This is a genomic window from Nonomuraea sp. NPDC046570, assembly GCF_040645915.1.
GTDB lineage: Bacteria > Actinomycetota > Actinomycetes > Streptosporangiales > Streptosporangiaceae > Nonomuraea.
In genome coordinates this window covers 1-12,776 of the sequence record NZ_JBEYZF010000078.1, presented here as the reverse complement: position 1 = coordinate 12,776, position 12,776 = coordinate 1, and the positions used below count along the sequence as shown (strand labels likewise).

General features: G+C 69.3%; 9 protein-coding genes. 3 read left to right on the top strand and 6 right to left on the bottom strand.

Translation table 11 applies throughout. The features are described 5' to 3' along the window. Positions 1–354: 354 nt before the first annotated feature. The gene (locus ABZ911_RS42185) at positions 355–963 is read left to right on the top strand and encodes a tyrosine-type recombinase/integrase (RefSeq protein ID WP_358070029.1); all 609 of its coding nucleotides are present in this window, start codon (positions 355–357) and stop codon (positions 961–963) included. Positions 964–1,108: 145 nt separating this feature from the next. Here ABZ911_RS42185 and ABZ911_RS42180 read toward each other — a convergent pair whose 3' ends face one another. The 4 genes from ABZ911_RS42180 to ABZ911_RS42165 are packed head-to-tail and all read right to left on the bottom strand — an operon-like array spanning position 1,109 to position 7,290. After that, positions 1,109–4,267: a discoidin domain-containing protein gene (locus ABZ911_RS42180; RefSeq protein ID WP_358070027.1), complete on the bottom strand. Its 3,159-nt coding sequence runs from the start codon at positions 4,265–4,267 to the stop codon at positions 1,109–1,111. Between the two features lie 25 nt (positions 4,268–4,292). Continuing rightward, positions 4,293–5,111 (bottom strand): carbohydrate ABC transporter permease, encoded by an 819-nt coding sequence (locus tag ABZ911_RS42175; RefSeq protein ID WP_358070024.1) that lies wholly within the window; start codon positions 5,109–5,111, stop codon positions 4,293–4,295. Between the two features lie 11 nt (positions 5,112–5,122). Beyond that, a complete protein-coding gene (locus tag ABZ911_RS42170) occupies positions 5,123–6,001 on the bottom strand; it encodes a sugar ABC transporter permease (protein WP_358070022.1) in 879 nt (292 codons plus the stop codon). Next, the gene (locus ABZ911_RS42165; RefSeq protein ID WP_358070019.1) at positions 5,998–7,290 is read right to left on the bottom strand and encodes an ABC transporter substrate-binding protein; all 1,293 of its coding nucleotides are present in this window, start codon (positions 7,288–7,290) and stop codon (positions 5,998–6,000) included. Before ABZ911_RS42165 ends, ABZ911_RS42170 begins: the two co-directional genes overlap by 4 nt. 129 nt (positions 7,291–7,419) lie before the next feature. On the opposite strand from ABZ911_RS42165, the gene ABZ911_RS42160 reads away from it, so the two are divergent. Beyond that, on the top strand, positions 7,420–9,255 hold the full coding sequence (locus ABZ911_RS42160) for a DUF5107 domain-containing protein (protein WP_358070016.1): 1,836 nt from the start codon (positions 7,420–7,422) through the stop codon (positions 9,253–9,255). Here ABZ911_RS42160 and ABZ911_RS42155 read toward each other — a convergent pair. Next, positions 9,252–11,213 (bottom strand): DUF5107 domain-containing protein, encoded by a 1,962-nt coding sequence (locus tag ABZ911_RS42155; protein WP_358070013.1) that lies wholly within the window; start codon positions 11,211–11,213, stop codon positions 9,252–9,254. The two genes, ABZ911_RS42160 and ABZ911_RS42155, sit on opposite strands and share 4 nt — an antisense overlap. Positions 11,214–11,305: 92 nt before the next feature. On the opposite strand from ABZ911_RS42155, the gene ABZ911_RS42150 reads away from it, so the two are divergent. Further along, positions 11,306–12,091, top strand: a complete 786-nt coding sequence (locus ABZ911_RS42150; RefSeq protein ID WP_358070010.1) for a DeoR/GlpR family DNA-binding transcription regulator — start codon at positions 11,306–11,308, stop codon at positions 12,089–12,091. Positions 12,092–12,386: 295 nt separating this feature from the next. Here ABZ911_RS42150 and ABZ911_RS42145 read toward each other — a convergent pair. Next, positions 12,387–12,776: helix-turn-helix domain-containing protein (locus ABZ911_RS42145; RefSeq protein ID WP_358070007.1), on the bottom strand; the 390-nt coding region annotated here is incomplete at its 5' end.

Sequence of the window (12,776 nt, the reverse complement as noted above, 5' to 3'; positions counted from 1 at the left end):
CGTCATCTGGCACAACTGGAACACCGGCGCACCCGTGAAACGGTCCCTGACCGCCTACGATCACTAACCCGAATTTCACATCAGCGATCTAGCGGGGATGTAGCCGCGGCGCGCGATCCCCTCAAGCATCCGTGCGAGATAGGTCCTCATCCAGGGGCGGCTCCGGCGGCATGGAGTCGCCCCCGCCGGCCACGGTGTGCGCGGAGTGGGCGAGCGCGGCCTGGCGCTCCGCCCGACTCGGCCTTCATCACCAGCTCCACGATGGCACCGCAGACGGCTAGCCATGTACGTGATAATGGACGTACATAGGGCCCGAACGATCACGGCCGACCAGCGGATCCGTCCTCAGGGCCGATGTGCGACTCGGGCACGTTATCCGGTACATCGCACCCGCCGCGGGCAGCCGGTGACCGCGGCCGCCGGACGGAAGATCACCGCGCTGCGCGGCGACAGCGTCACCCTCACCGAGGCGGCCGAGGAGTTCCCTCGACCCACCAGGTCGCCAACCCCAACACCCACCGCGCCTACGCCTCGGCCATCGACCGGACCATCGCCGAAATCGGCGGCGGCGCCCGCCGCCTGGCCGACGTCAGCGACACCGAGATCGGCGACGCGCTCGCCACGCTGTGGGGTGCGAGCAAGCCGGCCACCTGGAACCGAAACCGGGCCGCGGTCTCCTCCTGGCTCACCTGGTGCCAGGCCAAGAAGAAATGGGCCGCGCCGGCCGTCCCGGCCGACGCCGAACGCCGCCGCGGACACGTCGACCACACCAAAGCCGTCGGCAAGACCAAGATCCATCGGCTGCTGTCGCGCCGCGACATCCCGCTCCGCGAACGCACCCTGTGGCAGATGCTCTACGAGACCGCCGCCCGCGCCGCCGAAATCCTCTCCCTCAACGTCGAAGACCTCGACCTTGAGAACAACCGTGCACTACTGAGGTCAAAAGGCGGCGACACCGAATAGGTGTGCGGCGCGTTCCCAACTGGCGATCTCCCACAGCCACACCTCCCTGTTGCCGCCCGTAGCCGCGTACCTGCCGTCGGGGCACCCAGCGCTCATCGGCGCCAGGCGGTTCTGGGCCGATGAGCGCTGATGAGTTACCGCGTGATCAGGACACTTCGAGTTCGGCGAGCTGCATCATGTAGAGGGTGCCGGCCGTGCTGAGTTTGGTGCCGGTGACTTTGACGTATCTCGCGGTGGTGGGGGTGAAGGTGAAGGTCTGGGCTTCGGCGCCGGGTCTGGGATAGTTCGTCTTCGTGGTGACTGTGGTCCAGTTGGTGCCGTCCGCCGACACCTCGATGACGAAGTCGAGGGGGAAGCCCTGGCCGGTGTTGGTGCCGTCGCTTCTGGCGTAGAGGGTGGCTTTGGAGATGCGGCTGGGTCCGCCGAGGTCGACGCGGGCCCATTCGGTGTGCTGGGTGGTGGCTCCGGTGCTGCTCCAGCCCATGGAGTAGCCGAGGTCGGAGGTGTGGATTCCGTCGGTGGCGTTGGTGTTGATCCAGCTTTCTTCGGGGTATTCGACGGAGCTGGAGGAGGTGAAGGGGCGTCCTGCTGCGAGGTTGCCGCCTGCGGCTTCGATTTCGGCCAGTTGCATGTGGTAGTTGCCGGAGGCGTCGGTGGACAGGTTGGTGCCGGTGACCTTGATGTAGCGGGCGTTCACCTGGGGGAAGGGGAAGGTCTGGGCTTCGGCGCCGGGCCTGGGGTAGCCGGTCTTGGTGGCGACGGTCGTCCAGTTGGTGCCGTCGGCCGACACCTGGACGATGAAGTCGATGGGGAAGCCCCGGCCGGTGTTCGCGCCGTCGCTGCGTGGGTAGAGGTCGACGCGGCTGATGGGCCGGGCGGAGCCGAGGTCGGAGCGTACCCACTCGGTGTGGTTGGCGGTCAGGTTGTCGATGCTGCTCCAGCCCATGGCTCCGGAGACGGAGCCCCGATGACCGTCGGCGGCGGAGTTCCCGCCCCAGCCGTCGCCCTGGTACGAGCTGGACGCGGTCACGGTCGCGCCCTCGGCGGGGTTGGTCATCGGGTTGATCCGCACGTTGTCGAAACGGGCGGCCGCGCCTCCGGTGACCACGGCGATGTCGCCGACGGGGTAGGAGTTGTCGGTCACCGACAGCACCGGGTCCTGCCCGGTGCCCGAATAGACGGCGATCTTGCCGCCCTTCGCCACCACCCGCAGGCGGTTCCACTGCCCGGCCGCGTAGCCGGGAGCCGGAGCCTCCGCCAGTGTCACGCCGCTGCGGTAGAGGAAGATCCTGCCGTTGTTGCGCTGGGCGACGAGATAGCCGGAGTCCATGTCGGTGGCGTTGAGGCTGCGGACCATGAGCCCGGCCCAGTTACTGTTGCCGCCGGACGGTGCGACCCCGGTGATGCGCAGGTCCGCGCTGACGGCCACGTCGCCGTAGGAGCGGCCTTCGACGGTCGAGGTCAGGCCCCACAGCGCGGAGGTGTCCGACTGGACGTACTCCCCGCCGCTCACCGACCAGTCGCCCTGGACGTGCCGCCAGTTGTTGTCGTGGCCCCGGGAGAAGTCCTCGCTGAAGGGGAACGTCCCGTCGGGTCCCGCCGCGGCCAGCGCCTCCAGGATGTGGCGGTGCCGTTGGACAGCGGACGCGCCCGAGCGGTCGTACACCTTGGCGTCGGTGATCAGGCTCTCGCTGATGCTCTTCGCGGCGGCCGGCTTGGCCGTCTTGAGCAGGTTGAGCAGCTCGTAGTCCTCCTGGCCGTCGAGCTGCGCCTCACTGCGCAGGCTGTCGTAGAGGTCGTACGCGGCGACGTTCGGACGGACGAGCCAGTCGTCGCCGGTGTGCGCGCCGTCGAAGGTGTCGGGCTTGCTGTTGTTGTCGAACCACCAGTAGTCCCAGCCCCAGTGCAGGTAGCCGGTGCCACCGATCTTCCAGATGAGCCAGGGGAGCAGCCTGGTGGAGGCCAGCGGGTAGCTGATGAAGCGGTTCATGTGCTGGTCCTGCGGGCCGATGCAGGTGTAGAGCCACAGGTCCTTACCCGCCAGCCGCTGGCTCTGGTAGTAGCCGATGTTGTCGCTGTAGGTGCTCGACAGCGGCGTCAGCGTGGAGAGCAGCGACTCGTTGGCCGTGAACTTGTGGAGGTGCGCCTCGTTGGTCAGCGGGTTGGGGAAATACGCGCGGTACTTCGCGTACACCCAGCTCGACGCCGTCTGCGCGGGCTGCGAGTTCGGCTCGTCCAGGGCGCTCATGTAGAACTGGTCGGTCCAGCCCTTGGCGTCCAGGTGCGCCTTCAGGGCGGGGAAGACCTGGTCCAGGTAGGAGTTGGTCTGCGGGGTGTCGGGGTCCTTGAGCACGCGGTGGACGGGACCGCTGACGCCGTTGATCGCCGCGAGTGTGTCGAGCTGGGGTGCGTCGTTGTTCTCCAGCACGTGCGGGGTGTAGATGTACTGCATCGCCCCGGCGTCCACGAAGAGCTGGACGAACCTGTCGAAGGTGGTCCAGTCGAAGGTGAACTGGCCCGAGGCGCTGACCGTGGTGTTCGGGGCGAGCAGCCCGGTGAAGTCGGCGAAGACGACGTTGTTCCGGTGCTTGGCGAAGTTCTTGGCGACGTTCTCCATCACCTTCCACCAGTTGGCGTCGAACTGCTGGACGTTGTACTGGTTGAGGATCGCCTGAACGGTCGTGGTGAAGTTCCAACCGGCCGAGCCGAACCAGTTGTTCATCTTGAACGTCGACTGGTTCGCGGCCGGGACGGTGACGTCGTACACGCGCACCGAGACGGGCACGGCGACGTCGCCCGCGGTGCTGCGCACGGTGGCGCTGCCGGTGTAGACGCCCGGCGCCTGACCCGTGGGCACCCGCACCTGGTAGAAGTACGCCAGCGTGCTGTTGGCCGCCAGGTTCTGCGGCGTGTTGTCCACCAGCGCGTCGTAGTAGGCGGTGCCGCCGTCGGGCGGCTGCTGCACGTCGCCGCCGACCTTGGTGATCCTCGGGTGGTTGTACTCTCTGCGCACGCTCACGTTCGCGGCGGGGATGGTGGCGCCCCCCGGCCCGGCGAGCGCGCCCGTGTTCACCGACACCCCGGTGGTGGCGACGTCGGAGCGGACGAGGATCTGGGCGGCCTCGAACTCGTTGCGCGCCGCGAAGAGCGCGATCGAGGTCTCCGCCCCTGGGGGCCGGACAGTGGAGGTGAACGGCCGGTCGGCGGAGTTCTGGATCCAGACCGACAGTCCAGCCGCTGAAGCTGGAGTCGGTACCCAAAGTAACGCGAGTAAGGGGAGGAGCGCCACGAGCACACGACGCATGGGGGGTTCGCCTTTCTCTAGTCGATCACTTTCCTGCACCGAGAGTGAGGCCTTCGATGATGCGGCGGCCGAGCCAGACGTACACGGCCAGCATCGGGAGGACGAGGATGACGACGCCGGCGAACAGGCCGCCGTAGTCGGCCCCCGCGTACTGCTGCTTGGAGAGGAAGCCCAGCAGGGCGAGTGGCAGGGTCTGCTTGTCGGTGCTCTGCAGGAAGACCAGCGCGAGGAACGTCTCGTTCCACAGCCCGATGGCGTTCAGCACCAGCGCCGTGATCAGCCCGGACCTGGCCAGCGGCAGCATGATCTGCCAGAACGTGCGCAGGACCGATGCCCCGTCGAGGGCCGCGGCCTCCTCGATCTCGTCGGGCAGCGACCCGAAGAAGCCGGTGAGGAGGAACACGGTGAAGGGCAGCGACACGGCGACGTACAGCACGAACAGGCCGGCGAGGCTGTTGACGAGCGACAGGCTCTGCATGAGCACGAACAGCGGAATGATGACCACCTGGGTCGGGATGCCGATACCCATGGCGAACAGGACGGTCAGGGCCGACGGAGCCCGGCCCTTGGTACGGCTCAGCATGTAGGCGGCCGGAGCCGAGAGCGCGACGATGACGATGCTGGACGGGCCGACCAGCAGGATCGTATTGAGCGCGGCCCCGCCGAAGTTGCCGCTGCTCCACGCCTCGGCGAAGTTCTCCCACATCGGCCTGAAGGGGAGCCCCCACGGGATGGCGAAGATCTCCCGGTGCGGGCGCAGGGACGTGCTCACGATCCACGCCAGCGTGAACAGGTTGAACGCCACGGCCAGCCAGACTCCGCTCAGGCCGATCCTGCGGATCATGGAGGAACCTCTCAGAACTGGACGCGCTCACGGCGCGTCACCCGGCGCAGGAGCAGGACGAAGACGACGATGAGCAGCAGGGTCGCGACGGCGGAGGCCGAGGCGTAGCCGAAGGCGTACTGTGGCACCCGCCCGCCGAAGGTCTTGCCGAAGATGAACAGCGCCGAGTTCCACACGTCCGGCGGCGGCAGGTCGTTGGCCGTGCCGCCGAAGGCGTAGATGAACTCGAAGATCTTCAGCGAGGACACCGTCCAGATGACGGCCGATGTGGCGACGACGTCCCAGGTCAGCGGCAGCGTGAGGTGGCGCAGCCGCTGGAACGCCGTCGCCCCGTTGAGTGCGCAGTCCTCGTAGAAGTAGCGGGGGATGCGGTCGACTCCCGCCATCAGGATCGTGACGTAGAAGCCGGTGTTCATCCAGACCAGCCCGGCGAAGATCAGCCCGAACAGGTGGTCGCCCAGCCAGTTGGGCGGGTCGTCCACCCCCACGCCCGCCAGCCCGGAGTTGACCAGGCCGTCGGTCTGGAACAGGAAGCCCCACAGCACCGACAGCACGACGGGCGCGACGATGTTCGGGAAGAACAGCACCGAGCGGACCGTGCGCTTGCCCGGCATGTCACGCAGCGCCATCGTCAGCGCGAAGCTGAGCGTGAACACCACGACGCCGCCACCTACCAGCAGGACGAGGGTGTTGCCGAACGCCTTCAGGAACACTTCGTCCCTGAGGAGCAGCGTGTAGTTGCCGGCTCCCTTGAAGCGCATCTCACCGATGCCGTCCCAGGCGTGCAGGCTCACCCAGACCGAGGCGGCGGTGGGCCCGAGCAGGAAGACGGCGTAGAGGAGGAGCGCGGGAGCGACGAACACCCACATCACCCGACGGCGCGCTTTCACCCTTGCTTCGCCCAGTACTTGACCTGGAGGTCCTTGAGCTCCTTGACGGCGTCGGCCGCGGCGACCTTGCCACTGAGCAGTTTGGTCGCCACCGGCGAGAAGACCTCGACGGAGTAGTTGGGCAGGCCGTCGGCGCCGTCGAACCAAGGGGCCGTCGGCATCGTGCTCAGGGCCTTGGCCAGGTCGGCGACCGGTTCGGGCGCGGCGATGTCCGGGCGCGGAGTGATGTTGAGAGCCTTGGCGGAGATACCCGAGAGGACGTCCTTCTTCATGAAGTAGGCGATGAACTTCTCGGCCAGCTCGGGATGCGCGGCCCGCTTGGGGATGCCGAACCCGATCAGGCTGGTCCGCACCGACTGGGCGCCGCCCACGGAGGGGAAAGGGAACGAGCGGTACGCGAAGGCGGGCCCGGCGGACTTCTGGGTCTCGCTGGGCGCCCACGTGCCCATGAGCAGGAAGTCGGCCTTGCCGGCTGCCCACTTCTCCTGGACGGCGGGGAACTTGCTGCCGAACGAGCCGTCGACGAAGTAGCCGCCCTTCGCCAGCTTCTCGGCCCGGCCGAGAGCCGACAGCACCTTGGGGTCGTCCCACGCCGCCGCGCTCTTGTCGGAGGCCGCCTTGAGGAACGAGCCGTCGCCGAGCTCCCGCGTGATGAGGTCGACGAGCCACATGGCGTCGTAGTCGCCGATGTCGCCGTCCACGGCGAGCGGGCCATGGCCGCCGGCCTTCAGCCTGTCGAGGGTGGCGGTGAACTCCTCCCAGGTGACCGGCGGTTTGGCGGCGATGTCGGGGTGCGCGGCGCCGTTGTAGAAGAGGCCGAAGGCGATCACCTCGTACGGGACCATGTACGGCTTGCCGTCGGCGCCCGTGACGAGTTCCTGGTATTTCCCTGGTCCGACCTCGGCGACGGTCCGGCCCTCGCCGGGCACCTGCGCGGCGTAGACGCCGGACAGGTCGCGGGTCTGGCCCGCTGCGGCGAGCGGCGCCCAGGTCTTGTTGCCGTCCTGGTCCACGAGGTCGGGGACGTCGCCGCCGCGCAGGGCGGGGGTGAGCTTCTGCTGGACCTTGCGGCCCTGCCACTCCACCTTGACCTGGACGCCGCTCTCCTTGCCGAAGGAGTCGAGAGCCGACTTGAGCACCTGCGCCTGCGGCTCGTTCTCCTCCCACATGGACCAGTAGGTGAAGGACTTCGCCTCCGAAGCATCCGGAGTGGCCGGCCCGCCCCCGCAGGCGGACAGCAACAGCAAGGCGACGCCGCCCACGAGGGCGGTTCGAGAGGAATTGATCATGTGCGCACTCATCTCTGGGGGAACTCTGCACACATTGAAGCCCCTGACGCATTCTCATGCAATGATTCTTGACATTTATTGCAGAAATTCACATGCTTGGGCGATTCCTGCAGCAGAGGAGCTTTGTCCATGATCAGCATGGAGACCATACGGATGCCCGCGGCCGCCTTCCCGCGGGCCAGCCCGCTGCCGATCCTGCACGGCACCGAGGTGCCCGCGAGCGCGGCGGGGGCGTACGGCATGCCGGCCACGCTGCTGCCGTACACCAAGCAGGACGGCTACGACCGGCGGCTGGCCGAGCGGGACCTCACCGTCGCCGTGCTGGAGAACGAGCAGCTGAAGGCCACGTTCCTGCTCGACTACGGCGGTCGGCTGTGGTCGCTGGAGCATCGGGCGAGCGGGCGGGAGCTGCTCCACCGCAACCCGATCGTGCAGCCTGCCAACATCGCGCTGCGGGGGGCCTGGCTGGCCGGCGGGGTCGAGTGGAACCTCGGCACGACGGGACACTGGCCGCTGACCAGCAGTCCGTTGCACGCCGTGCGAGCCGAGCTGCCCGACGGCACCCCGGTGCTCAGGATGTACGAGTACGAGCGCATGCGGCGGCTCGTGGTGCAGCTCGACGCCTACCTGCCGAGCGGCTCGCCGTACCTGCTCGTGCACGTCAGGATCCGCAACCCGCACCCGCACGAGGTGCCGGTGTACTGGTGGTCCAACATCGCCGTGCCCGAGACGCCCGGCACGCGGGTGATCGCGCCGGCCGACCACTCCTACCACTACGGCTACGAGGCCGAGATCCGGTACGACGCCTTCCCGCCGGAGGCCAGCTACACCGCCCGCGCGGAGGCGGCCTGCGACCACTTCTTCGACATCCCCGCCGCCACCCCGCCGTGGATCGCCGCGCTCGACAGCACCGGCCGGGGGCTCCTGCACGCCTCCACCGGCAGGCTGCGCGGGCGCAAGATGTTCTGCTGGGGGACCGCGCAGGGAGGGCGCAGGTGGCAGGAGTGGCTCTCCGGCCCCGGAGCCCCCTACCTGGAGATCCAGGGCGGCCTCGCCCGGACCCAGCTGGAGCACCTGCCCATGCCCGCGCGCTCCGAGTGGTCGTGGCTGGAGGCGTACGGCCTGGCCGAGGCCGACCCGGCAGCCGTGCACGGGGACTGGGGTACGGCTGTCGCCGAGGTGGCCGGGCTCGTCCCCGCGCTCGACGACGAGTTCAAGGCCGCGTCGAGCTGGGTGGACGCCCCGCCCGTGGCCCGCCTGTACAGGGGCTCCGGGTGGGGCGCGCTCGAACGGGCGGCTGGAGCGCTCCCGGCGCTGGCCGCGACCCCCTTCGAGGACGACACCCTGGGCCCCGAGCAGAAGCCCTGGCTGGAACTGCTCGCCGGCAACCCGCTGCCCGCCTCCGAGCCGCCCGCCGACCCCGTCCTCGGCGAACCCTGGCGCGAGCTGCTCCGGCAACAGCCCGCCGACTGGCACAGCCTCCTGCACAGGGGGCTGCTCACGATGGCGGAAGGCGACGCCGCGGCCGCGCGGACCGCCTGGGAAGACTCGTTGCGCAGACGCCGCACCCCCTGGGCGCTGCGCAACCTGGCCGAGCTCGACCGGCTCGCCCAGCAGCACGACAGCGCGGCGGATCGCCTCGCGGAGGCGCATGCCCTGGCCCCGGGCGTGTGGCAGCTCACCGCCGAGACGCTGTCCGCGCTGCTGCTGGCGGGCCGGTCGGGGGAGGCGCTCGCGGTCCTCGACTCCCTCGACGCCGAGCAGCGGGCCGTCGGCCGGATCAGGCTGCTGGAGTGCAGGGCCGCGCTCGCCGCCGGCGACAGAGAGCGGGCCGGGCGGCTGCTCGACGGGGAGCTGGAGGTGCCCGACCTACGGGAGGGCGAGGACGCGCTGCACGAGCTCTGGTACGCCTACCACGATCCGGGCGAGCCGCTGCCCGGCGTTTACGACTTCCGGATGCACTAATCCATGCGGTAGTCGTACAGGCAGGGAAGGGGATGGTCCCTGCGGATCCGCACCCTCGCGGGGTCGTTGACGATGCCGAGATCAGCGGCGGCCCTGCGCTCGTGGTAGGCCCACCACAGCGTGTCGAGGGCGTCCTCGCCCTCGTGCAGGTCGTCCACGACGATCCCGCTGTCGAGCAGGCGTCCCGCCCGGCGCAGGTCGCCGACGTCCACCGCGGCCTGGCATTCGAGCAGGCGGATCCGGCCGTGCCACCGGTCGGCGTGGTCGAGCCGGTCGACGACGGCGAGCGCTTCGCCCGGCCGGTCGGCCCCGACCAGCACCTTCAGCGTCTCGATCGTCAGCGGGCGGAGCCTGGGCACCAGCCGGTGCGCCCTGATCATGCCCGCCGCCGCCGCGGCCAGGTTCCCCTCGGCGGCGTCCGCGACGGCCAGGTTGCGCAGCGCCCACGCGTTGACGTCGCAGGCCAGGGAGCGCCGCCACGCCTCCCGCGCCCCCTCCTTGTCTCCGGCGTGATAGCGGTTCACTCCCAGGTGAAGCTGGGTGAACCAGGTGACCTCGCTCTTCTCCAGCAGCTCGCGCCAGCGCGGCCCCACGGTGTACGAGGAGGGCGGCAGATCCGGCGACGGGGTCGGCATCGTGCCCGTGCGGACCAGCGCGCGCCACGAATTCTGGTCGCGGCCGATGGTGTCCTCGGGGAAGGGCGTGCCGGGCAGGTCGAGGCCGCGCAGCAGCCGCTCCAGTGCTCCCCAGCCGGAACCCTTGTGCAGGGTCTCCATGGGAGCCGCGTCCGCCCACTCCCCGGCCCCGGCCAGCTCCGACTCCAGCACCCGCTCGGGCACGAGCTCCTCGATCGCGCGGGCGGCGGCGGCTCGTGCGCCGGTCCAGTCAGCGGAGTGCACCTCGGCCGGGTCGGCGGTGGCCAGGCCGAAGCCCTCGACCCACGACCAGGAGGCGCCCGAGGCCAGCGGCACGTGCTCGAGCTGGGTACGGGTGAGCCCAGCCTGGATCTCCAGGTACGCGGCGCCGGGGCCGGACAGCCACTCCTGCCAGTTGCGCCCGCCGACGCTGGTGCCCCAGCGGAACAGCTTGCGGCCCCTCAGCCTGCCCGTGGCGGTATGGATCACCCCGGTGCCGTCCTCACCGAGCGCGGCCGTCCAGCCACGGGTCCCGTCGGGCACGTCGTAGAAGAAGTCGGCGGGGTAGGCGCCCCGGCCGGGGTAGGTCTCGTCGACGCCGTCGTGTTCGGGAACCGTGACCCGGCGCAGCATGTTGTCGGAGTTCATCTGGTACGCCTCGGTCGCGGGGACGAGCACCCTGGTGCCGGGCGTCTCAGGGACGGCCAGGTTGGTCCACCAGTACACCGGGACCTCGGCCTCGCCGGGGTTGCGCAGCCGTACATGCGTGAACAGCACGGGCGAACCACTCGGCAGATAGGCGTCGACCTGGAAGACGATCCCGCGCATCCGCTCGAACTCGTACATCCGCAGCACCGGCGTCCCGTCAGGGCGCTCGACCCTGGCCGCGTGGACCGGCACGCAGCTCAGCGGGCTGTGCCCGAGGGTGCCGATGTTCCACTCCACCCCTCCGGCGAACCACGCGTTGCGCAGGCCCAGGTTGGCGGGCTGGAGCACAGAGCCGGTGTGGAGCAGCTCGCGGCCCGACGGCAGGTGGCGGAGCGACCACATGCGCCCGCCGTAGTCGAGCAGGAACTCCGCCCGCAGGATCCCGTTGGACAGAACGGCGGTGCGCAACGGCGTGTCAGCGCGCTCCCGCCCATATCCATCCAAGAGGGTGTACGGCAGCAAGGAGGTGGCGAGCCCGTACGTCAGGCCACGCGAGATCTCGGCGTCTGCCACGCTCGGCTGGAAATAGTGCAACTCCCGCAGTGGGGGCAGCGGGTTGTCGCGGCCCATGGGAGCCGTGGAGATCGTGATGGAGGAGAGCTCCAGATGTGTCACGTGCCATCGTGGAGCAGATACGCGACAGAAGTCAACACGAAGTTGCAAACAATGCAATAATGTTGTCACCTTTCTGAGCTGGGAGAGCATCGTTGAACCGCTATGAACGGTGGAACAAGCTGCTGGAGATGCTGGCGAACACCGGGCAGCTCGACATCGACGAAACGGCCAGGCAGCTCGGGGTGTCCGGGGCTACCGTGCGGCGTGACTTCGACGAGCTCGCCACCCAGCAGTTGCTGACCAGGACCCGGGGCGGGGCGACCGCCCACAGCGTCTCCTACGACCTGCCGATGCGCTACAAGGTGGCGCGGCACGCGCCCGAGAAGCAGCGCATCGGGGCCGCCGCCGCGATGCTCGTCCCGGCGGGCGCGACCGTCGGGCTGAACGGGGGCACGACGGCCACCGAGGTGGCGCGGGCCCTGGCGACCAGGGCCGATCTCAACGAGGAGCAGCGCGGCCCGGCGGTCACCGTCGTCACCAACGCGCTCAACATCGCCAACGAGCTCATCGTGCGCCCGCACATCGGGGTCGTCGTGACCGGCGGCGCCGCCCATCCCCAGTCCTACGAGCTCATCGGCTCGATCGCGGGCGCCATGCTGGAGGGCATCGCCCTCGACGTCGCCATCCTCGGCGTCGACGCCGTCGACGACCGGCACGGCGCGAGCGCGCACAACGACGGCGAGGCCACGATCAACCGGGCGATGGCGGCGCGCGCCGACCGGGTGATCGTCGTCGCCGACGGCTCCAAGCTCGGGCGCAGGGCCCTGTCCCGCGTCTGCCCCATCGGCGACATCGACACGCTCGTGACCGACAGCTCGGCTCCCGAACACCTGGTGGCGCGCATCACCGAGGCCGGGGTCCGGGTCATTACGGCTTAGGCGGTGTCGCCCCAGATACCAGGAACCGGCATACACGAGGTAGCGATCATCGGCGGCAACCGCGACGGAGGTCCCGGCGGCGATGAGGTCTGCTGTGGTGTCGTGTCAGCGGCCGTGTCAGCACGGCGACGGCCCGGTATCAGAGCTGTCGGCGATGGTGGATGCCATGAACGGCTCAGCGATTGCGGCCTCGGGGCTGCGAAAGGCATACAAAGACAAGATCGTGCTCGACGGAGATCCGCTCCTCCGTCCACCCATCCCCTCAGCCCGCCGGCCTCGGTTCGGCTGAGCCCCATCAGGTCAGGAGGGTGCGCCAGCGGTCGGCGGACTCGATCATGTCCAGGCTGACCCGTTCCAGGAACGCCCCTGCCTTGGCCAGTCGTTGCCCCACGGGGCTGTCGAGCCCGCACGTCTCGACCGCCGCCATCGTGGCCCGCACTGTCTCGAGTGTCTGCCGCCTGCCGGTCACGATCGAGTTGTACCAGGCGTCGTCGTCGATCACGTAGATGTCGCGGCGCCGCTGGGGATCGCGCTCGCGCCGGACGTATCCCTGCTCGACCAGGTAGTTCACGGCGACGGAGACGGAGGCTGGGCTGATCTTGAGTCTGTGGGTCAGTTCGGCCGCGGTGCGCCTGCCGTCTTCGGACAGCAGCAGATCGAAGTGCACGCGTGCGATCATCTTCGG